This window comes from Caballeronia sp. SL2Y3 (assembly GCF_022879575.1).
Lineage (GTDB): Bacteria > Pseudomonadota > Gammaproteobacteria > Burkholderiales > Burkholderiaceae > Caballeronia.
The window spans coordinates 2,560,660-2,582,002 of the sequence record NZ_CP084260.1; the positions used below are offsets into that span (position 1 = coordinate 2,560,660).

Sequence of the window (21,343 nt, forward strand, 5' to 3'; positions counted from 1 at the left end):
GAAAGACGCTTCCGACACATGGCCCGCACCAAAGCGCCTGACCACGACACTCAACGCGAACAGATTCTCGAACTCGCCGCCGCCAAATTCGCGCAGACCAGCTATCCGAGCACGTCGATGTCCGACCTCGCCGCCGCGAGCGGCACCTCGAAGGCGCGGCTCTATCACTACTACGAGAGCAAGGAAGCGATTCTCTTCGATCTGCTCGACCGCTACACGAAGCGGCTCATGCTGATCATCGCGGAAGTGGAAGGCGCGAGCCAGCGGCGCGGCCTGGGCGAGCGCGAAGCCTTCGCGGAACTCGTGCGCGCGTTTCTGGCGGAATACGAGACATCGCATAGCCGGCACGTGGCGCTTCTGAACGACGTGAAATACCTCGAAGACGCGCAGCGCGAGATCGTGCTCGACCGTCAGCGGGATATCGTCGCCGCGTTCACGCGCCAGTTGGCCCGCGCCTATCCGAAGCGCGTGACGAAGGAGAATCAGACCGCGCTCACGATGATGGTCTTCGGCATGATCAACTGGACATTCACGTGGCTAAAGCCGGGCGGCAAGCTCGGTTATCGCGATTTCGCGGAACAGGTGGTTCAGATGATCGAGCACGGACTCGCCGCAGATTGACCCGTGTTGCGCTGCGTCACCGTGTCCGTTGCCGCGTAAACAGCTGATTCTATTAGCGATAGTCGCAAGCTAGAACGACTCCTCCACTACTTTTAAGGGTTTTCCCGTACGCGTTTTCCTTGAAAGCGATAAACTTCGTTTTGCTTTGCAGCATACGAACAAGGAGAACACCGTGGAACTGACCTTCAACCGCCCCGCACCGCAGATCGCCGCCGCCTCCGATCGGCCGCTGCCGGACGCCGCGCGCTTGCCGGTTCTCGTTCGCGAGTTGTCCTCCGCGGATCGTGAACGCCTGCTCACCCACTTCCTCGCCCTCGACGAAGACGACCGGTTGCTCCGCTTCGGGCAGATCGTGCCGGACCACGTCATCGAAAACTACGTCCAGAACCTGAACTTCACGAGTGACACGGTGTTCGGCGTCTTCGGCAATTCGCTGGAACTGCTCGGCGTCGGTCATCTGGCGTATTTGCCGGCCGAGGGCGAGAAGCGCACTGCGGAATTCGGCGTCTCGGTGCTCGAAAGCGCGCGCGGTCGCGGCATCGGCAGCAAGCTGTTCGAGCGCGCCGCCATGCGCAGCCGCAATACGCGCGTTTCCGTGCTGTACATGCATTGCCTGTCGCGCAACTCGCGGATGATGCACATCGCGCGCAAGTCGGGCATGAAGATCGAATACGCCTACGGCGAAGCCGACGCGTATCTCTCGCTGCCGCCCGCGGATCAGACGACCATCATGGCTGAAATGCTGCAAGAGCAAGCCGCCGTGTTCGATTACGCCATCAAGCGCCAGGCGCATCGCGCGTCGCAGGTTTTCCGGGCGTTCATGCCGACGGCCAACGCGGCCTGAGTTCACCGACAGCGCGGTCGGCGCTGCGAGCGACATCATGCGAAGGGCGGCTCACACCGCCCTTTTCGTTGTCTGAACGCGCTCAACGCAGCGGCAGCGCGGTCGTCTCCTTGATGCGTTCCAGCGAAAAACTCGAACGCACGTCGATCACCGAAGGGTGATGCAGCAGTTGATCCTGCACGAAGCGCGAGAAGTGGTCCATGTCGCGCACCTGTACGCGCAGCAGGAAATCCATCTCTCCCGTCATCGCGTCGCAGGCCACCACTTCCGGCCACGACCTCACGGCTTCGCGGAAGAGATCGCCGTGCGTCGGCGGATTCGGCGTGCCGGCCGACGCGGGCATGCCGCCGCGCTTCTCGAGCCGCACGTTCACGTAAGCCAGCAAGCCCAGACCGACCTTCTTCGCGTCCAGCAGCGCGACGTAACCGCGAATCACGCCCGTCTCCTCCAGCCGCCGGATACGCCGCAAGCACGGACTCGGCGAGAGATTCACGCGATCCGCGATCTCCTGATTCGACAGGCGCCCGTTTTCCTGAAGAATCGCGAGGATTCTGCGGTCGATCGTATCGAGTTCGGGCTCGGCCATTTTCGGTCTCCATTCGGCGAATCGGTGGCAGTTTCGTGCGCCATCTTAGGAAGACGCGATTTCTTTCGCAAGTTTTTGCCGCCGTCCGCTGGCTAAACTTCTCTCCACGTCGCGGCAAAGCGCCGCATAGAAAACGGAGACACGCATGAGCACTACGACCTGGGAGAACCCCGTCGGCACCGACGGCTTCGAATTCATCGAATACACCGCGCCGGACCCGGTCGCGCTCGGCAAGCTGTTCGAGCAGATGGGTTTCACGGCGATCGCGCGGCATCGGCACAAGAACGTGACGCTGTACCGGCAGGGCGAAATCAACTTCATCGTCAATGCGGAGCCGGACTCGTTCGCGCAACGCTTCGCGCGCCTGCATGGACCGTCGATCTGCGCGATCGCGTTTCGCGTCGCGGACGCGGCGAAAGCGTACAAGCGCGCGCTCGAACTCGGCGCGTGGGGCTTCGACAACAAGACCGGCCCGATGGAGCTGAACATTCCGGCGATCAAGGGCATCGGCGATTCGCTGATCTATTTCGTGGACCGCTGGCGCGGCAAGAACGGCGCAGAGCCGGGGAGCATCGGCGATATCAGCATCTACGACGTCGACTTCGAGCCGATTCCCGGCGCAAATCCGAATCCGGTCGGCCACGGACTGACCTACATCGACCACCTAACGCACAACGTGCATCGCGGCCGGATGATCGAATGGGCGGAGTTCTACGAGCGCCTCTTCAATTTCCGCGAAGTGCGCTATTTCGACATCGAAGGCAAGGTGACGGCGGTGAAGTCGAAAGCGATGACCTCGCCGTGCGGCAAGATTCGCATTCCGATCAACGAAGAAGGTTCGGAAAACGCCGGCCAGATTCAGGAATATCTCGACGCGTATCGCGGCGAAGGCATTCAGCACATCGCGCTCGGCACAGACAATATTTACGAGACGGTCGACGGCCTCCGCGCGTCGGACATCGCGCTGCTGGACACCATCGACACGTATTACGAACTCGTCGACCGGCGCGTGCCGAATCACGGCGAATCGGTCGCGGAACTGAAGAAGCGCAAGATCTTGATCGACGGCGTGCGCGACGAAATCCTGCTGCAAATCTTCACGGAGAATCAGATCGGCCCGATTTTCTTCGAGATCATTCAGCGCAAGGGCAATCAGGGCTTCGGCGAGGGCAACTTCAAGGCGCTGTTCGAATCGATCGAACTCGATCAGATGCGGCGCGGTGTGTTGAAGGACACGAGCGCCTAAGAACCGAAAAGGCGCAAAAAAGGGACATGAACGCAGCGTTCATGTCCCTTTTGTTTTCTAGCGATGCTTTCAGGCGGCGCTATCGTCGTTGCTGCGCTCGGACTCGCGGCGCTCGCTGCCGCGCATCTGCGGCGTCTGCGTGCGCACTTGGGCGACCGGCGGCACGGAAGTGGCACCGAACGGCGCGCCGTTCGCCCGCGCGCCGCCCATCGGCGCGCTGATAGCGAAAAAGGCCGCCGAGACCATCAGGAAACTCTGGATGTGGCGTTGCTTCATTATTTTCTCCTTCTGACTGCGTGTGTACGACTGCCCGCCGTTCCGCGCTTTCGAAAACCGTGCGCGAAACAGCGCAAGCGCCCGTTTAGACAGAGCCGAGACCGTGGGTTCCGCGTATCGGTCACATTTACACCCTGTAACAAACGTCTCGACGTCCCGCGCCGCGCTTCATCGTTTCGACGCAAACGGCATCTAAGTGAGGAATTTTTTAACGGGTTTCCACCACTGTCTCGAAAGGGCGGGCGTCGGCAAACTTGAAGTCCCGGCCTGCGCGTTCACAAGACGCAACGGCCCGAATCATGCTTTGGCGATCCCAAACTCCGGGTGGAGGAGCACACAGAATGAACGCCCCGCTAGACGCAGAACAAAGAGCTTCGCTAGAAGCCGCGCTGAAATCCGTCACGCTCGACGACAAATACACCCTCGAACGCGGCCGCGCGTACATGAGCGGCATCCAGGCGCTGGTTCGCCTGCCGATGCTCCAGCAAGAACGCGACAGAGTCGCAGGTCTCAACACCGCCGGGTTCATCTCCGGCTATCGCGGTTCTCCCCTCGGTGGTCTCGACCAGTCGCTCTGGAAGGCGAAGAAGTATCTCGCCGCGCATCAGGTCGTGTTTCAGCCCGGCGTGAACGAAGATCTCGCGGCGACCGCCGTCTGGGGATCGCAGCAAGTCAACCTCTACCCGAGCGCGAAGTACAACGGCGTCTTTTCGATGTGGTACGGCAAAGGCCCCGGCGTCGACCGTTCCGCCGATGTCTTCAAGCACGGCAATTCGGCCGGATCGTCGCAGCACGGCGGCGTGCTCGTGCTCGCCGGCGACGACCACGCGGCGAAGTCATCGACGCTCGCGCACCAGTCCGAGCACATCTTCAAGGCGTGCGGGCTGCCGGTGCTGTTTCCGTCGAACGTGCAGGAATATCTCGACTTCGGCCTGCACGGCTGGGCGATGAGCCGCTACTCCGGCCTCTGGGTTGCGATGAAATGCGTGACCGACGTGGTGGAATCGTCGGCGTCGGTGGATATCGACCCGCATCGCACGCAAATCGTGATTCCGACCGATTTCGCGATGCCCGACGGCGGCCTCAACATCCGCTGGCCCGACCCGCCGCTCGTGCAGGAAGCGCGTCTGCTCGACTACAAGTGGTACGCCGCGCTCGCCTACGTGCGCGCGAACAAGCTGGACCGCATCGAGATCGATGCGCCGCACGCGCGCTTCGGCATCATGACGGGCGGCAAGGCATATCTCGACGTGCGTCAAGCGCTGACCGATCTCGGCCTCGACGACGAAACCTGCGCGCAGATCGGCATTCGCCTGTACAAGGTCGGCTGCGTGTGGCCGCTGGAAGCGCAAGGCGCGCAGGAATTCGCGCGCGGCCTCAAGGAGATTCTGGTCGTCGAAGAGAAGCGCCAGATTCTCGAATATGCGATCAAGGAAGAGCTGTACAACTGGCCGGATGCGCAGCGTCCGCGCGTCTTCGGCAAGTTCGACGAAAAAGACGGCGCGGGCGGCGAATGGTCCGTGCCGATGGGCAACTGGCTGCTGCCCGCGCACTACGAGCTTTCGCCCGCGATCATCGCGAAAGCCATCGCCGCGCGGCTCGCGAAGTTCGACCTGCCCGCCGACGTGCGCGCGCGCATCGCGGCGCGCATCGCCGTGATCGAGGCGAAGGAGAAGGCGCTCGCGCGGCCGCGCGTCGAAGCGGAGCGCAAGCCGTGGTTCTGCTCCGGCTGCCCGCACAACACGTCGACGAACGTGCCGGAAGGATCGCGTGCGATGGCGGGCATCGGCTGTCACTACATGACGGTGTGGATGGACCGCAACACGAGCACGTTCAGCCAGATGGGCGGCGAAGGCGTGGCGTGGGTCGGGCAAGCGCCGTTCACCAACGACAAACACGTGTTCGCCAATCTCGGCGACGGCACGTACTTCCACTCCGGCCTGCTCGCCATTCGCGCGGCGATCGCGTCGAAGGTCAACATCACGTACAAGATTCTGTACAACGACGCCGTCGCGATGACAGGCGGCCAGCCGGTCGACGGCGTGCTGACGGTGCCGCAGATCACGCATCAACTCGCGGCGGAAGGCGCGGCGAAGATCGTCATCGTCACGGATCAGCCGGAAAAGTACACGCCGGACGTCGGCCTCGCGCCGGGCATCGACGTGCATCATCGCGACCAGCTCGACGACATTCAGCGCCAGTTGCGCGAGATTCCCGGCACGTCGATCCTGATCTACGACCAGACTTGCGCCACCGAGAAGCGCCGCCGCAGAAAGCGCGGCGCGTTTCCGGATCCGGCGAAGCGCGTCGTCATCAACGAGGCCGTGTGCGAAGGCTGCGGCGATTGCTCGGTGAAGTCGAACTGCCTGTCCGTCGAGCCGCTCGACACCGAATACGGCACGAAACGGCAGATCAACCAGTCGACGTGCAACAAGGACTACTCGTGCCTGAACGGCTTCTGCCCGAGCTTCGTGACGGTGGAAGGCGGCCAGTTGAAGAAGCCGAAGGCGACGAGCGTGGCCGGCGACGCGATGCCGCCCGTTCCCACGCCGGAGTTGCCCGACATCGGCCGGCCGTACGGCGTGCTGGTGACGGGCGTCGGCGGAACGGGCGTGGTGACGATTGGCGCGCTGCTCGGCATGGCGGCGCATCTGGAGCAAAAGGGCGTCACCGTGCTCGACGTAACCGGCCTCGCGCAGAAGGGCGGCGCCGTGATGAGCCACGTGCAGATCGCGAACCAACCGACGGACATCCACGCGACGCGCATCGCGATGGGCGAGGCGGATCTCGTCATCGGCTGCGATGCGATCGTCACGGCCAGCGACGAGTGCGGCTCGCGGATGCAGCCGGGCCGCACGCGCGTGGTCGTGAACAGCGCGCAGACGCCGACGGCCGCGTTCATCAAGGACCCGAACTGGCGCTTCCCGGGCGCGAGCGCGGAAGCCGACATTCGCGCGGCGGCGGGCGAGCATGTCGCGCTCGTCGATGCGAACCGCTTCGCCGTCGCGCTGATGGGCGACGCGATCTACACGAATCCGTTCGTGCTCGGCTATGCGTGGCAGATGGGCTGGGTGCCGCTGCGGCATGAGTCGATCGTGCGCGCGATCGAGCTGAACGCCGTGCAGGTCGAGAAGAATCTCGCCGCATTCGAATGGGGCCGCCGCGCGGCGCACGATCTCCCGGCTGTCGCGCGTCTCGCGCAAGGGACGCACGATGCGACGCCGGCCAAGGTCATCGCGCTGCATACGCCGAAGGCGCTGGATGCGCTGATCGACAAGCGCCTCGACTATCTCTCGAAGTATCAGAACGCCGCGTATGCCGCGAAATACGGACGGCTCGTCGCGCAAGTGCGCGCGGCGGAAGCGGAACTGGGCGTCGGCGACTATCTGCTGACCGAGGCCGTCGCGAAGAATCTGCACAAGCTGATGGCCTACAAGGACGAGTACGAAGTCGCGCGTTTGTATGCCGATCCGGCGTTCATCGAGAAGGTGAAGAGCAGTTTCGAAGGCGACTGGAAGATCAAGATGCATCTTGCGCCGCCGGCTTTCTCGAAGAAGGACGCGCATGGGCATCTGGTGAAGAAGCAGTACGGCCCGTGGATGATGTCCGCGATGCGCGTGCTCGCGCGGCTGAAGGTCCTGCGCGGGACGGCGCTCGATCCGTTCGGCCGCACGGACGAACGGAAGATGGAGCGCGCTTTGATCGGCGAATATGAGGCGCTGGTCAAGGAACTGATCGCTGGATTGACGCCGCAGAAGCTGCCGCTGGCGATCGAACTGGCGAGTCTTCCCGATTCGATGCGCGGTTATGGGCACATCAAGGAAAACAACGTCAAGGCGGCGAAGGTGAAGTGGGAGAAGTTGCTGGCGCGGTGGCGCGATCAGAGTGGGGAAAAGCGGCAAGTGGCTTGATTCTCGCCGCTTCACGCTCAAAGGCGGTTCGCGAAAGCGAATCGCCTTTTTTATTTCGATGCGTCCGCATGGCCGAAGATGGTGTCGATGAACCGGTACGCTTCGTCGAGGCCGACTCGCTCGAACGGCGCTGCGTGGTGCGCGTACAGCAACGGCGTTCCCAAACGATGAATCAATCTCACGTCCAGGCGAAACAGCGTACCGATCGGATACTGCGCACGCATGCTTTTGCTGCACTCGACGCGGAGTTGCGTGCTCAACCCTTGGCCCGCTAGCGGACGCACGCGCACGGGTGACGCCGAGTTCTCGCCCCGAACACGGAACGTTTCAACGATAATCTCCAACGCCTGCTCCATTCCTTGATTCGTTTTCCGAATTGAATCATGGGCGCGACCGTAGAGATTCGACTGTTCAGGATAAGCCGCCAACGAGAAAAAACGGCGATCCAGTCTCCCGAATCGCCGTCCAATACTTCTTCGCTAAGTCGCGTTATCTCGCCTTCATCACGCTGGCATTCGCACTCGCCACCGCCGTCATATTGATAATCCGCCGCACGGTCGCCGCCGGCGTCAGAATATGAACCGGCTTCGACGCGCCGAGCAGGAACGGCCCGACCGTCACGCCCTCGCCGCTCACCATCTTGAGCAAGTTGTACGTGATGTTCGCCGCTTCCACGTTCGGCATGATGAGCAGATTCGCCTCGCCCGAAAGCGTCGTGCCGGGGAACGCCGCCTTACGCACGCTTTCCGACAAAGCCGCATCGCCGTGCATTTCGCCATCGACTTCGAGGTCCGGCGCGCGTTCCGCGATCAGCTTGCGCGCCTCGGCCATGCGCTTGCTCGATGCGCTCGGCACGCTGCCGAAGTTCGAGTTCGACACCAGCGCGACCTTCGGCTGAATGCCGAATCGCTCGATTTCGCGCGCCGCGAGAATCGTCATGTCGGCGAGTTGCTCGGGCGTCGGCAATTCGTTGACATAGGTGTCGCTGATGAAGATGTTGCGCCCTTGCAGCATGAGCAGGTTCATCGCCGCGAAGTTGTCCGCGCCTTCCGCCTTGCCGAGCACCTGGTCGATGAACTTCAGGTGATCCTGATACGTGTCGATGAGGCCGCAGATCATGCCGTCCGCATCGCCCATATGAACGAGGATCGCGCCGATCAGCGTGTTGAACTTGCGCAGCGCCGCCTTCGCGCTGTCCGGCGTCACGCCCTGACGCGCGGCGATCTCGTGATACGCCTGCCAGCTCTTCTGATAGCGCGGATCGTCTTCCGGATTCACGACCTCGAAATCGACGCCCGGCTTCAGCTTCGAGCCCATCTTCTGCAGACGCATTTCGACGACCGCCGGCCGGCCGATGATGATCGGCTTCGCGATCTTCTCCAGCAGCACGAACTGCGCGGCGCGCAGCACGCGCTCGTCCTCGCCTTCCGCAAACGCGATGCGCGCCGGCGCGGCCTTCGCCGCCGCAAACACCGGGCGCATCACCATGCCCGTGCGGTAGACGGTCGCGCCGAGCGTCTCGCGATACGCGTCCATGTCCTGAATCGGGCGCGTCGCGACGCCCGAGTCCATCGCTGCCTGCGCGACGGCCGGCGCAATCTTGATGATGAGACGCGGATCGAACGGCTTCGGGATCAGATACTCCGGACCGAATTCGAGCGAATGGCCTTCGTACGCTTTCGCGACTTCATCGCCCTGATCGGTTTCTTCGGCCAGTTCCGCGATTGCGCGCACGCACGCGAGCTTCATCTCCTCCGTGATGGTCGTCGCGCCGACGTCGAGCGCGCCACGGAAGATGAACGGGAAGCACAGCACGTTGTTGACTTGGTTCGGATAGTCCGAACGGCCCGTCGCGATGATGCAGTCCGGGCGCACCTTCTTCGCCTCTTCCGGCCGGATTTCCGGCTCGGGATTCGCCAGCGCGAGAATCAGCGGCTTGTCGGCCATGGTCGCGACCATTTCCGGCTTGAGCACGCCCGCGCTCGAACAGCCGAGGAACACGTCGCAGCCGCGCATTGCGTCGCCGAGCGTGCGCGCGTCGGTGCTCGCCTGATACCGCTCCTTCGACGCATCCAGATTCCCGCGCCCTTCGTAAATCACGCCCTTCGAGTCGACGACGATCGTGTTCGACTTCTTGAGGCCCAGATCGATGAGCAGGTCCAGACACGCGATGGCCGCGGCGCCCGCGCCCGAGCAGACCAGCTTCACGTTGTCGAGCGTCTTGCCGACCACTTTCAGGCCGTTGAGAATCGCCGCCGACGCGATGATCGCCGTACCGTGCTGATCGTCATGGAAGACGGGAATCTTCATGCGCTCGCGCAGCTTCTTTTCGATGTAGAAGCATTCCGGCGCCTTGATGTCTTCCAGATTGATGCCGCCGAGCGTCGGTTCGAGCATCGCGATGGCGTCGACGAGCTTGTCCGGGTCCGTCTCGTTCAGTTCGATGTCGAACACGTCGATGCCCGCGAACTTCTTGAACAGGCACCCTTTGCCTTCCATGACCGGCTTGGCCGCGAGCGGTCCGATGTTGCCGAGGCCGAGCACGGCGGTGCCGTTCGTCACGACGCCGACGAGGTTCGCGCGCGACGTGTACTTCTGCGCGTCGAGCGGTTCGTCGTAGATCGCCATGCACGCAGCCGCGACGCCCGGCGAATACGCGAGCGACAAGTCGAGCTGGTTGGATAGCGGCTTGGTCGGCGTGACGGAAATCTTGCCGGGACGCGGATTCTGGTGGTACGCGAGAGCGCTTTGCTTCAGTTGTTCGTCCATGATTAGCCTGAGACGTTAGAAATTTTTTGAACAGGGTTCACAGCCGGCGGCCGCTCGGCACTGTGGGCGGGATGTGAATCGATGGACCAATGTTGTAGTCACCCGGCGCGTCGGATAGACGCAGCGTGCCGCCCGGCAGGGATGAAGCGGGCGAACGGAGCCTTGTTTTGGGTCGTTCAGTGTACACCGCGTATCCCAAATGGCGCGAAGCAGCATTTCACGCGGAAGCGTTGCTGGGCGTGCGTTTCGTCGGAAGAAGACGCACGCCGTGGCTTTCAGTCGAGTTCCGCGCCGCGCTTTTCGGGAATCAGAAAGAGCGTCGCGGCGACATCCAGCAGATAGATGCTGGCGAGAAACGCCAGCGCCACCGCGAACGTATAGCGCGCCGCGAGCGCGCCCACGACGACCGGCCCGAGTCCGCCGACCGCCCGCCCGGTGTTGAATAGCACGTTCTGCGCGGTGGCGCGCGCTTCGGTCGGATAGATCTCGGAGATCAGCGCGCCGTAGCCGCCGATCATGCCGTTGACAAACACGCCCATCGCCGCGCCGCCGAGCAGAAGCGCAGCCGGGCTCGTCAGATTCGAATAGACGAAGACCATGGCGACCGCGCCGATCTGATAGACGAGAAACGCGGGCTTGCGTCCGAAGCGGTCGGCCGCGATGCCGAACAGCCAGATGCCGAGCGCCATGCCGAGCACGGTCGCGGCCGTCCAGACGCCCGATTTCGTGAGCGAATAGCCGAACGTCTTCGACAGATAGCTCGGCAGCCAGATCATCAGCCCGTAATAACCGAAGTTCTGCACCGAGCACAGCACGATCACGCCGACGCTCGCGCGTGCGGTGCGCGCATTGTCGAACAGGCGCTTGAGCGGCAGCTTGCGCGCGGCGCTTTCCGTGCGGCGCGCGGTGAAAAGCGCGGGTTCGGCCACGCGCCGCCGCACCAGAAACGAGACGACGGCCGGCATCAGGCCGACGGCGAACATGCCGCGCCAGCCGATCATCGGCAGAAGCAGCGGCGTGAGGAGCGCAGCGGCAAGCACGCCGAGTTGCCAGCCGAGCCCCACATACGACGACACGCGCGCCCGCTGCCGCGCGGGCCACGCTTCCGCGACGAGCGCCATGCCGATGCCGAACTCGCCGCCCAGCCCGACGCCCGCCAGCGTGCGATAGAACAGCAAGTCGCCGTATCCGCGTGCGAGCGCGCAGAGGCCCGTGAAGACGGCGAACACCAGAATGGTCCACGTGAGCATGCGCACGCGCCCGAAGTAGTCCGACAGCACGCCGAACACGACGCCGCCCGCCACCGCGCCCGCGAGCGTCCACGTGACGAGCGCGCCGGATTGCGCGGGCGTCAGATGCAAGTCGGCAGCGATGGCCGGAAGCATGAAGCCGAGAATCAGCAAGTCGAAGCCGTCCATCGCGTAGCCGAGCACGGATGCGGCGAGCGCATGCCACGCGTGGCGAGGCGACGAATCGGGGGAATCGGGTGTCGTCGGTGCGTATTTCATCGAAGCGGTCGGAAGCGGTCGGAAGGCGCGGCGAGTGTACTGGCGAGCGGCCCGCCGTCACAACCGCAAAAAAAGTCGCCCGGACGCGCGCCGCCGCGCTGCTCGCCCCGCCGCGCAGGCTCGGGTAAAATCGCGGGTTAGCTGTGCATGGGACAACGCAGGCGCTTTCAGCGCCGGTCCCGTCGACACGCGCGCAGAAAAACGCCGGACAGCCCTTCGAAAGACGGCTCGTCGGCGTCCGGTTCATGCGCCAGGGCCCTCGCGGCCGCCTTCCGCTTCCAGAAGCGCCACATCAGTCCAAGGATTCGCCCATGACAGGCTTCGATCGCCAGACGATCTCCGACACCACCGCCAAGATGCTGCTCGAAGTGCAGGCGGTGCACTTCAACGCGGAAAAACCGTTCATCTTCACGTCCGGCTGGGCGAGCCCGGTGTACATCGACTGCCGCAAGCTGATTTCGTATCCGCGCGTGCGCCGCGGCCTGATGGAAATGGCCGAAGCGACCATTCTGCGCGATGTCGGCTACGAGCAGATCGACGCCGTCGCGGGCGGCGAGACCGCCGGCATCCCGTTCGCCGCGTGGATCGCCGATCGTCTGATGGTGCCGATGCAGTACGTGCGCAAGAAGCCGAAGGGTTTCGGCCGCAACGCGCAGATCGAAGGTCTGCTGACCGAAGGCCAGCGCGTGCTGCTGGTCGAAGACCTGACCACGGACAGCCGCAGCAAGATCAACTTCATCAACGCGTTGCGCACGGCTGGCGCGACGGTCAACCACTGCTTCGTGCTCTTCCACTACAACATCTTCAAGGAGAGCGTGTCCGTGCTGAAGGACATCGACGTGGATCTCCACGCGCTCGCCACGTGGTGGGACGTGTTGCGCGTCGCGAAGGAACAGGGCTATTTCGAAACCAAGACGCTCGATGAAGTCGAGAAATTCCTGCACGCGCCGGCCGAATGGTCGGCCGCGCACGGCGGCGCCACTGCCACGCCGCAATAATTAATCGTTGCTAGAAGGCGATTAAAACAAAAAGCCGCTGATTTCAGTCAGCGGCTTTTTTATTTTTGCAGATTGGCGTCTATAACGATTTCGAATCCGACAGCGGCGTATCTTCCAGCGTACCGTCGCCCGTATAGGCAGAGAGGTTCATTAATCCGTTGCTTTGCGCGTACTGGAATAATTCGGAGTCTCGTTCGATTCCGAGTTTGCGCATTGCCGTGTTCTTCTGCGTGCTGATGGTCTTGATACTGCGCCGCAGTTGCCCCGCGATCTCCGTATTGGTCATGCCGGACACGAAAAGGCGCACCACTTCGAGTTCGCGCTTCGACAGGATGACGCCGCGCTGCTGCCCGGACGCGCCGATGCCCATGCTGTCGAGCGCCGCCTTCACCGACGGCCCGAGATACTCCTGCCCGCGCATCACGTGCTGAATCGCCCAGCCGATGTGATTCATGTCGTCGGCCTTGTTGATGATCGACACGACGCCGACTTCGCGCAAACGTTTGAGCAAAGCCGGATTTTCGAGCATGGTCAGCACGACGAGCCGCACCTTCGGGAACTGGCGGCCGATGTAGCCGAGGAGCGGCATGCCGTCGCCGTATGAACCGCCAGGCATGGCGAGATCCGTCACCAGCACGTCGCACGGCGTTTTTTGCAGTAGCTGGACGAGCTCGGTGGATTGACGCGCCTGGCCAACGACATCGACTTCCGGAAACTTGCTGAGCGCCTGCGCGGCGCCGAACAAAATCACAGGATGGTCGTCCGCAATGATGACCTGAATTCGCTGGCTCATTTATTCTTCTCCCAAATCCGGTCGACTGACTGCCACGCGAATCAAGTTCAAATGGTTCATATGTTGATCTACGAGTTTGAGTCTTCGCCATCAGCCGCGCGCACTAACAAAGACGACTGATTTCGCGCCATACGTTTGGCCCAAGGATCAAGCTTTTAATGCTTTGTTGCAATGTTAAACTGCATCCTCCTACGAAGCGCATCACTGAGACAAAAAACATCGTTGCAGCCGGCGAAACGCTGCTATATGGGTTCCAGCCGCTGCCAGGAGTCAGCCATGCGCCTCGCAAGTCGGAACGTGCGTTCCGGTCACGCTGTCGCTGCATTCACGCTCGGCGTCGCGAGTGCGGCGGCGCTTCTGTGTCATGCGGGCGGCGCGGCCGCGCAAGACGCCTTCTCCGTGACGAGCCCGGAACTGACGCCGGGCAAGACGATTGGGCACGAACTGCTCTTCAGCGATTCGGATTGCAAGGGCGGCAACCGCTCGCCGCAACTCTCGTGGCGCGGCGCGCCCGCGCAGACGCGCAGTTTCGCCGTGACGATTTTCGATCCCGACGCGCCGGGACGCGGCTGGTGGCACTGGGCCGTCGCCGGCATTCCGCCGACCGTGACGCACTTGCCGGCGAATGCGAGCGCCGCGAGCGCGCTGCGCAAGATCGGCGCGGTCGAGGCGCGCAACGACTGGGGCGCGGACGGCTACGGCGGCCCCTGCCCGCCGCCCGGCAAGCCGCATCGCTACATCGTCACCGTGTACGCGCTGAACAGCGCCGACTTGCGCCTGCGTCAGGGCACGCCCGCGCTCATGTTCGATCACGAAATCCGCGCGACGGCCATCGCGAGCGCGCGCTTGACCTTTCCCGTCGGACGATAGCGCCCGCGCGATTGTTTCGCCGCGTGCGTGTGAGCGTGCGGTAGCCCCGGTAGCACGCAAATTGGCTGCGCTAGACTGACTGCGTCCGTGCGTCCATGTTTCGGCCGCCGCGTGCGCCATGCATCGCCGCGAACCACGCACCCGGACACGACCGCCGCTCACCATGTAACACGCGCGTCGCTGGCGCGCGCCGCCACGCGCGGCAAGAGGGAATCATGCCGAACATCATCATCGTCTATCACAGCGGCTACGGTCACACGAAGAAAGTCGCGGAAGCCGTGCTCACCGGCGCAACCGACGCCGGCGCGAACGGCAGGCTGATGCCCGTCGGCGAGATGGACGAAGCCGCCTGGGCCGAACTGGAAGCCGCCGACGCCATCGTGTTCGGCGCGCCGACCTACATGGGCGGCCCGTCCGCCGACTTCAAGAAATTCGCCGACGCCAGTTCCAAACCCTGGTTCGAGCAGAAGTGGAAAGACAAGATCGCGGCGGGCTTCACCAACTCCGCGCACATGAACGGCGACAAGTTCCTGACCATTTCCTACTTCGTCACGCTGGCGATGCAGCACGGCATGATCTGGGTCGGCGCGGGCATCATGCCGTCGAACACCAAAGCGGCCACGCGCAACGACCTGAACTTCGTCGGCGGCTTCACGGGCCTGCTCACGCAAGCGCCTGCGGATGCGTCGCCGGAAGAAGCGCCGCCGCCCGGCGACATCGAGACGGCGAAGACGTTCGGCGCGCGCATCGCCGCCGTCGCCGCGCGATGGGCGGACCGTCCGGGCGCATCGGAAGCGGCTCCGGTCACGCCTTGACGCGTCAGCGGCAGCCGCGCGGTCCGCGGCTAGTCTCCTGAATCCTGCTGACGCGCCGGTCCGGATCAACGATGCGTACGCTTCGCGTGCCGCCGACCGTTACGAACCGGGCCGGGCCGGGCTAAACCGCTGCGCTGCGCGGCTCTCCTCCCCAGTCTAAGAGTGCGCCGCTTCAATGAACCCCGCTATTCCGCCAGCGACGTTGCCTTCGAATTCCGCGCAGGAATCGACATCAACCCGTCCCGAAATCGACTTAAAATGGCGGTTTTGCGGCGGCGCACGCGCGGCGGCCAAGAACCAGCGAGATCGAGATGACCACGAAAGTATTTGTCGACGGACAGGAAGGCACCACCGGCCTGAAGATTTTCGAATATCTGTCGCAGCGCCGTGACATCGAAGTGCTGCGCATCGACGAGGCGAAGCGCAAGGATGTCGAGGAGCGTCGCCGCCTGATCAACGCGTCGGACGTGACGTTCCTGTGCCTGCCGGATGTTGCTTCGCGCGAGTCGGTTTCGCTCGTGGAGCCGGGCAACGACCAGACCTGCGTGATCGACGCGAGCACCGCCTTTCGCACGCACGACGACTGGGCGTACGGCCTGCCCGAGCTTTCCCGCGCGCAGCGTGAACGGCTGCGCACGGCGAAGCGCATCGCGGTGCCGGGCTGCCACGCATCGGCGTTCGTGCTGTCCATGCAGCCGCTCGTCGCGGGCGGGCTCGTGCCGGCCGATTTTCACGCGCACGCCTATTCGATCACCGGCTACAGCGGCGGCGGCAAGAAGATGATCGCGGAATACGAAGCGGGCGGCGACGCGCGCCTCAATAGCCCGCGCGCCTACGCGCTTGGCTTGACGCACAAGCATCTGCCGGAAATGTCGGTGCGCACCGGCTTGTCGCGCGCGCCGGTTTTCACGCCGATCGTCGGACCGTTTCTGAAGGGTCTCGCGGTCACGACCTACTTCTCGCCCGACCAGCTTGCGCGCGCCGCCAAGCCGCAGGACGTGCGCGACATGCTGGCCGAATACTATGCGGGCGAGCCTTTCGTGCGCGTGATGCCGTTCGACGCAGAGAGCAATCTGGACAACGGATTCTTCGACGTCCAAGCCTGCAACGACACGAATCGCGTCGACGTCTTCGTGTTCGGCAACGACGAGCGGTTTGTCACCGTGACGCGGCTGGACAATTTGGGCAAGGGCGCGTCGGGTGCGGCGATCCAGTGCATGAATCTCGCCATCGGCGCGGACGAAACAACCGGACTCGCGCGCTGATTGCGCTGATTCGCGCACCGTGTCGAGGACGAGCCGGCCTGCGGGCCGGCTTTTTCATGCGCCGCAACACGAAAACGAGGGACAAAAAAAGCCCGCCTAGGTTGGCGGGCTGAATCCATATCAGTGGAGACATGGAGGAGACGGGAACCACTATAGCAAGAAATTTGGTGCGATGCAACAAGAGCGATCAGGGCTGTGTCATCGACAGGATGAACTGCAGCTGATCTGCCGAAACAGGTTTGACGAGGTGGATGTCGAAGCCCGCCTCCAACGTCATATCGCGATGCTGCGGCTGGCCCCACCCCGTTAGCGCGACGAGCAGCATGGCGGCTCCGTTCGGCGATTCGCGCAGCGCCCGCGCGGCGGCGAGCCCGTCGACGAGCGGCATGCCGAGATCGAGAATGACCACTTCCGGCGCGAACTGCGCCGCCACTTCCACGGCCTGCGCGCCGTCGGCGGCGAGCGCCACTTCGTGACCCATGCCGTTGAGCAGATTGGCGAGGCCGGCGAGCGCGTCGTCGTCGTCATCGGCTATCAGGATGCGCTTGGTCATGATGGCCTCACCGGTTGGCGTGGATTTCGAGCTTCAGCTTGTTGGAACCGGCTTGTGCAGCCGTGATTTCGGTGCGCGCGCCGCGTGCGCCGATATAGAAGTGCTGACGGGCGGGCGAGTTTTGATCGTGCGTCGCGTCCGGCAGACACGAGGCGATGTCCGCGGCGACGCCTTGCAGCGCGTCGGCGCCGGAGCCGCCGCGCGGCGTCCAGGTGCAGCGATAGTTCGTCTGCGAGGCGGCGCACTGGGCGTCGTCGCCGTAAGGCAGCGCGATCGGCCGGCCGTCGCTGGCCGTGAGCGAGGAGAACGTCGGCGATGCCGCGACGATGCGCTTGAGCGCATCGCAGGGGCTGGGCGTATCGTCGGCGCGGGCGGCGGGCGCGGCCGTCAGCACACCGCAATAAAATGCGGCGAGCGCGACGCCTGAAATCTTCGCTTGCATCCGTGTCTCCTGTCGGCCGCACTTAGGGCTTTAGCCCTTAGTGCGGCCCCATGCATCGCGGTCGGCTGCAGTTAGGGCTTCAGCCTTTCGTGCTGCTTTTATCCATCGCGGTCGGAAGCGCTTAGGGATTGAGCCTTTCGTGCTGTTCCTGCGTCGCGGTCCGCCGCAGTTAGGGCTTTGGCCTTTAGCGCGGGCTTGTCCTTGCGGTCGGCCGCACTTAGGTCTTTTAGCCCTTAATGCTTGCCCCATGCATCGGGATATGCCGCGCTCAGGGCTTTAGCCTTTCCTCCTGCTTCATGCATCGCGGTCAGCCGTTGTCCCCTACCCAACTCCGTCCAGAATCAACGCTTCAGTCAGCGCCTACGCACCCGTAACGAGCTCATGAATCGCGGCACCCGCGCCCCCCCCGCGCTGCGGCTAGAGATTCAGCCTTATATCGGCAGGCGTTGCAAAAGCGCTAGGCGCCTTCTTCGTCTCCGCATTCCCACCGCGCATTCTGCCGCCGCTACGGCGCAAGCCTTCATCGAAGTCCCGCCCAAACGGCCCCGCCAGGCCACGCGCCCGCGCACCGCTTCGCCGCAAACATAAGACCGATGTCCGAGCCACTATCCATCGCCCGCGTGCTCTCGTCTGTTCGGAACCGAATCAAACTTCGACACAAGTCGAGCAAACCGTGCGCCCGTTCGCTCGAGGCTTCGAGCGCCAGCGCACATAACCTCGGCGGTGAACGTTCAATGCCGAAGCAGCGCCATCATCCCGCCGAAGCCGACAAACAGGCCGCCGGTCAGCCGATTGAATGCCTGCGCGACCGCCGCGCTTTTCAGCTTGTCGCCGATGCGCGAGCCGAACCCCGCGTAGACCGCAGACCAACCGACTTGGACGATCGCCAGCGTCGCGGCGAGCAACGCGAATTGCGGCAGCATGGGCCGCGACGCATCGATGGATTGCGGCAGAAGCGCTGCCGCGAAGAAGATCGACTTTGGATTGCTGCCCGCAATCAGAAAGCCGTTGCGAAAGAGCGCGGATGGCGGCACCGACCACGCACGCGTACCGTAGCCCTCGTCGCGTACATCGACCGCGCTCGCCTTCGCGCGCCAGCTCTTCACGCCGAGCCAAACGAGATACGCCGCGCCGGTCAGGCGCAGCGCGTCGAAGAGACGCGGCCACGCTTGCAGAAAAACGCCGAGCCCCGCCGCCGATATCGACAGCATCAAAACGAGCGCGCTGAGACTGCCGGCCATCGTCGCGAAGGAGCGGCGCAGCCCGAAGCGCGCGCCGTGCGTCATTACGAGCAGCATGCCGGGCCCCGGAATCGCGGATACGACGAACACCGTGGCGACGAATAACCACCAGACATGCAGACTCATTACAAATCATCGGGAAAAGAGCGGGACGTCGATTATGCCGCGTCTTCCCCGCCCCGAAGTCACTGCCCCGCGCGCCGCGCCGCCACTTGACCCAGCACCGCGAAGTCCTTCTCGCCGTCGCCGTGAGCGAGGGCATCGACGAGGTTGTCTCGCACCACGCTCGCCACGGGCAACGGCACGTTCACGGCTTCGCCCGCTGCAATCGCGAGGCGCACGTCCTTCAGCCCGAGACGCGCCTTGAAGAGCGCAGGTTCATAGCGGCGCTCCGCGATCATCTTCCCATAGCCCTGATACACCGGCCCCGGAAACAGCGAGTTCGTGATGACATCGAGAAAGGTCTGCGCTTCGATGCCGTGACCCGTGACGAGCGCCGCCGCTTCGCCGACGGTCTCGATGGCCGAGCCCAGCATGAAATTCGCCGCGAGCTTCAGCACGTTCGCGTGCTCGGGCTGCTGGCCGACGCGCCACGTCTTCTGGCCCATTGCGTCCAGCACCGGCTGCACGCGTTCGATGTCCGCATCCGCGCCCGCCGCAAGAATGTTGAGCTTGCCCGCCGCGGCGACATCCGGCCGGCCGAGCACCGGCGCCGCCACATAGCCGACGCCGTGCTGCGCGTGCAACTGCGTGAGCTCGACGGCGAGCGCAGTCGAGATCGTCGCCATGTTCACGTGCACGAGGCGCTTCGAAGCATCCTTCGAAGCATGCTTGAGCAAGCCGCCTTCGACGAGAACGGAGCGCAGCGCGTTGTCGTCGGCGAGCATGGAGAACACGGCATCGCCGGAAAACGCCTGCTCGGGTGTATCGACCACGGACGCGCCCTGGTCCGCCAATGCCCGCGTTTTCTCGCGCGAGCGGTTCCAGACGCGCACCGAGTGACCCGCTTTGAGCGCGTTGCTCGCCATCGCGCCGCCCATTTCGCCCAATCCGATGAATCCGATATCCATTGCCTGTGCTCCTTTCACTGAGTTCCCGTCGCGCCCACGGCGCGCGGCCGTGCGCCAGTAGAGCACATCGCCCGGCAGCACGCAGCGGCGCGCAATGCCATACTTGCTCGCATGGTCAACGCGCGCTTTCATTTCCACGATGAATTGAACGACTTCCTCGCCCGGCCGCAGCGAGGGCGAACGTTCGAGTGCGCGTGCCCGCCGACATCGTCGACCAAGCACATGATCGAAGCGCTCGGCGTGCCGCACACCGAAGTCGGCCTGATCGTGCGTAAAGGCGTGCCCGCTGGCTTCGACGCGCAGATCCAGCCCGGCGACTTCATCGAGGTTTATCCGGCGGGCCACGCGCCGCCGAATCTCGCGGATGGCGGCTCGCTGCTGCGCCCGCCTTTGCAGCCGGCGAATCTGCGCTTCATCGCCGACGCGCATCTCGGCGGGCTCGCGCAACTGCTGCGGCTCGCGGGCTTCGACACGCGCTACGACAACAACTTCCCCGACGATGAAATCGAGCGCCTGGCGCACGAAGAATCGCGCGTCGTCCTGACCCGCGACCGCGAGTTGCTCAAGCGCCGCACCGTGCTGCACGGCTGTTACGTGCGCGCGCTGCAACCGGACGAACAATGGCGCGAGATCGCGGACCGGCTGAATCTCGCCGCCCATGTGCGCGCGTTCCGCCTGTGCCTGATGTGCAACGCGCCGCTGCGCGCCGCCGCGCCCGACGAGATCGACGGCCGCGTGCCCGACGGCGTGCGAGAACGCCACACACGCTTCGTCACCTGCGATGTCTGCCGGCGCGTGTTCTGGGAAGGCTCGCACTGGCGGCGCATGCGCGCGCGCATCGACGCGATGGCGGAAACCGGTCCGGCTTGAAGCGGGCACGGGCGAGCGCGGCAGCCGGGCCAGTACAATACGGCTCCATCGACACTGCGGCTCCGGAGCATCACGTGAACAAATTTCAGCTGGAACAGAACAAGGCGTTCAAACTCGCCAACGATCTTAAGCAAGGCGGGCGCGCACGCGTCGGCGCGGCGGACGCGCCGAAAGCCGACCGACGCGAGCAGCGCAAGCTCGATCAGGCGAAAGGGCTCGTCCCCTTCGCGTGCAAGCTCGACGAAAAGCTCGTGAAGCAATTGAAGGAACGCGCCGAAACGAACGAAGGCGGCATGACCGAAGTGCTCGCCGAACTGCTGGTCGCTGCGGGCCTTTCGCGCTGAGCGTCGCTCAGACGCTGCCTTCTTTCTCGATCACCAGAATGCGCGCCGCGCCGACCGGCTCGGCGTAATGCTCGTCGCCGGCCTGGGCGTGGAAGATATCGCCCGCCTTCAGCGTCAGCGTGCGCTCGCCCTCTGCGTCGCGCACGTGCATCCGCACCACGCCGTCCATCACGGCGAACACTTCCTCGCCGTCGTTCACGTGCCATTTGTACGGCGCATCCGTCCAGTGCAGACGGCACGACGTGCCGTTCATCACGCAGATATCGAGCGCGCCCCACGCGCGCTCGGCCGTGAACTTGCCGCTTTCGATCACTTTCATGC

The 21,343-nt window shown here is 64.0% G+C and carries 21 protein-coding genes; 10 read left to right on the plus strand and 11 right to left on the minus strand.

From position 1 onward, the window contains the following. Positions 1-18: 18 nt before the first annotated feature. Positions 19-621 (plus strand): TetR/AcrR family transcriptional regulator, encoded by a 603-nt coding sequence (locus tag LDZ26_RS12135; RefSeq protein ID WP_244847407.1) that lies wholly within the window; start codon positions 19-21, stop codon positions 619-621. Between the two features lie 178 nt (positions 622-799). Continuing rightward, positions 800-1,465: a GNAT family N-acetyltransferase gene (locus LDZ26_RS12140; protein WP_370650676.1), complete on the plus strand. Its 666-nt coding sequence runs from the start codon at positions 800-802 to the stop codon at positions 1,463-1,465. Between the two features lie 82 nt (positions 1,466-1,547). On the opposite strand, the gene LDZ26_RS12145 is transcribed toward LDZ26_RS12140, so the two are convergent. Further along, positions 1,548-2,051: an Lrp/AsnC family transcriptional regulator gene (locus LDZ26_RS12145; protein WP_244847408.1), complete on the minus strand. Its 504-nt coding sequence runs from the start codon at positions 2,049-2,051 to the stop codon at positions 1,548-1,550. Between the two features lie 145 nt (positions 2,052-2,196). Between LDZ26_RS12145 and hppD the strand changes: the two genes are divergently transcribed. Continuing rightward, the gene (hppD, locus tag LDZ26_RS12150; protein WP_244847409.1) at positions 2,197-3,297 is read left to right on the plus strand and encodes a 4-hydroxyphenylpyruvate dioxygenase; all 1,101 of its coding nucleotides are present in this window, start codon (positions 2,197-2,199) and stop codon (positions 3,295-3,297) included. Between the two features lie 69 nt (positions 3,298-3,366). Here the strand turns inward: hppD and LDZ26_RS12155 are convergent, their stop codons facing one another. Next, on the minus strand, positions 3,367-3,573 hold the full coding sequence (locus LDZ26_RS12155) for a hypothetical protein (protein WP_244847410.1): 207 nt from the start codon (positions 3,571-3,573) through the stop codon (positions 3,367-3,369). A gap of 341 nt (positions 3,574-3,914) precedes the next feature. Here LDZ26_RS12155 and LDZ26_RS12160 point away from each other — a divergent pair, with 341 nt between their 5' ends. Further along, positions 3,915-7,484 carry an indolepyruvate ferredoxin oxidoreductase family protein gene (locus LDZ26_RS12160; RefSeq protein ID WP_244847411.1) on the plus strand — a complete coding sequence of 1,190 codons (3,570 nt, stop codon included), beginning with the start codon at positions 3,915-3,917 and terminating at the stop codon, positions 7,482-7,484. A gap of 50 nt (positions 7,485-7,534) precedes the next feature. On the opposite strand, the gene LDZ26_RS12165 is transcribed toward LDZ26_RS12160, so the two are convergent. The 3 genes from LDZ26_RS12165 to LDZ26_RS12175 form a co-directional block, all read right to left on the minus strand. After that, positions 7,535-7,840, minus strand: coding sequence for a hypothetical protein (locus LDZ26_RS12165; protein WP_244847412.1), 306 nt, complete (start codon positions 7,838-7,840; stop codon positions 7,535-7,537). A gap of 133 nt (positions 7,841-7,973) precedes the next feature. Further along, on the minus strand, positions 7,974-10,253 hold the full coding sequence (locus LDZ26_RS12170; RefSeq protein WP_244847413.1) for an NADP-dependent malic enzyme: 2,280 nt from the start codon (positions 10,251-10,253) through the stop codon (positions 7,974-7,976). A 275-nt stretch (positions 10,254-10,528) separates the two neighbouring features. Continuing rightward, a complete protein-coding gene (locus tag LDZ26_RS12175; RefSeq protein ID WP_244847414.1) occupies positions 10,529-11,761 on the minus strand; it encodes an MFS transporter in 1,233 nt (410 codons plus the stop codon). A 311-nt stretch (positions 11,762-12,072) separates the two neighbouring features. Here LDZ26_RS12175 and LDZ26_RS12180 point away from each other — a divergent pair, with 311 nt between their 5' ends. Next, the gene (locus LDZ26_RS12180; RefSeq protein WP_175938293.1) at positions 12,073-12,759 is read left to right on the plus strand and encodes an orotate phosphoribosyltransferase; all 687 of its coding nucleotides are present in this window, start codon (positions 12,073-12,075) and stop codon (positions 12,757-12,759) included. Between the two features lie 79 nt (positions 12,760-12,838). On the opposite strand, the gene LDZ26_RS12185 is transcribed toward LDZ26_RS12180, so the two are convergent. Beyond that, positions 12,839-13,552, minus strand: coding sequence for a response regulator (locus tag LDZ26_RS12185; protein WP_244847415.1), 714 nt, complete (start codon positions 13,550-13,552; stop codon positions 12,839-12,841). Between the two features lie 276 nt (positions 13,553-13,828). On the opposite strand from LDZ26_RS12185, the gene LDZ26_RS12190 reads away from it, so the two are divergent. The 3 genes from LDZ26_RS12190 to argC all read left to right on the plus strand — a co-directional run bounded on the left by LDZ26_RS12190 (position 13,829) and on the right by argC (position 16,502). After that, positions 13,829-14,422 carry a YbhB/YbcL family Raf kinase inhibitor-like protein gene (locus LDZ26_RS12190; RefSeq protein WP_244847416.1) on the plus strand — a complete coding sequence of 198 codons (594 nt, stop codon included), beginning with the start codon at positions 13,829-13,831 and terminating at the stop codon, positions 14,420-14,422. 215 nt (positions 14,423-14,637) lie between these two features. Next, complete coding sequence (locus LDZ26_RS12195) at positions 14,638-15,237, plus strand: flavodoxin family protein (RefSeq protein WP_244847417.1); 600 nt, start codon at positions 14,638-14,640, stop codon at positions 15,235-15,237. Between the two features lie 311 nt (positions 15,238-15,548). Then, on the plus strand, positions 15,549-16,502 hold the full coding sequence (gene argC, locus LDZ26_RS12200; RefSeq protein WP_244847418.1) for an N-acetyl-gamma-glutamyl-phosphate reductase: 954 nt from the start codon (positions 15,549-15,551) through the stop codon (positions 16,500-16,502). 187 nt (positions 16,503-16,689) lie between these two features. Here argC and LDZ26_RS12205 read toward each other — a convergent pair whose 3' ends face one another. The 4 genes from LDZ26_RS12205 to LDZ26_RS12220 form a co-directional block, all read right to left on the minus strand. Further along, on the minus strand, positions 16,690-17,055 hold the full coding sequence (locus tag LDZ26_RS12205) for a response regulator (RefSeq protein WP_244847419.1): 366 nt from the start codon (positions 17,053-17,055) through the stop codon (positions 16,690-16,692). Between the two features lie 7 nt (positions 17,056-17,062). Then, positions 17,063-17,497 (minus strand): hypothetical protein, encoded by a 435-nt coding sequence (locus LDZ26_RS12210; protein WP_244847420.1) that lies wholly within the window; start codon positions 17,495-17,497, stop codon positions 17,063-17,065. A 731-nt stretch (positions 17,498-18,228) separates the two neighbouring features. Beyond that, complete coding sequence (locus tag LDZ26_RS12215; RefSeq protein ID WP_244847421.1) at positions 18,229-18,864, minus strand: LysE family translocator; 636 nt, start codon at positions 18,862-18,864, stop codon at positions 18,229-18,231. 59 nt (positions 18,865-18,923) lie between these two features. After that, positions 18,924-19,808: an NAD(P)-dependent oxidoreductase gene (locus LDZ26_RS12220; protein WP_244847422.1), complete on the minus strand. Its 885-nt coding sequence runs from the start codon at positions 19,806-19,808 to the stop codon at positions 18,924-18,926. A gap of 111 nt (positions 19,809-19,919) precedes the next feature. On the opposite strand from LDZ26_RS12220, the gene LDZ26_RS12225 reads away from it, so the two are divergent. After that, positions 19,920-20,678, plus strand: coding sequence for a Mut7-C ubiquitin/RNAse domain-containing protein (locus LDZ26_RS12225; protein ID WP_244847423.1), 759 nt, complete (start codon positions 19,920-19,922; stop codon positions 20,676-20,678). 74 nt (positions 20,679-20,752) lie between these two features. After that, positions 20,753-21,022, plus strand: coding sequence for a hypothetical protein (locus tag LDZ26_RS12230; protein ID WP_244847424.1), 270 nt, complete (start codon positions 20,753-20,755; stop codon positions 21,020-21,022). A gap of 7 nt (positions 21,023-21,029) precedes the next feature. Here LDZ26_RS12230 and LDZ26_RS12235 read toward each other — a convergent pair whose 3' ends face one another. Then, entirely contained in the window at positions 21,030-21,341 is a 312-nt protein-coding gene (locus LDZ26_RS12235; protein ID WP_206467172.1) for a cupin domain-containing protein, read from the minus strand. Positions 21,342-21,343: the final 2 nt, after the last annotated feature.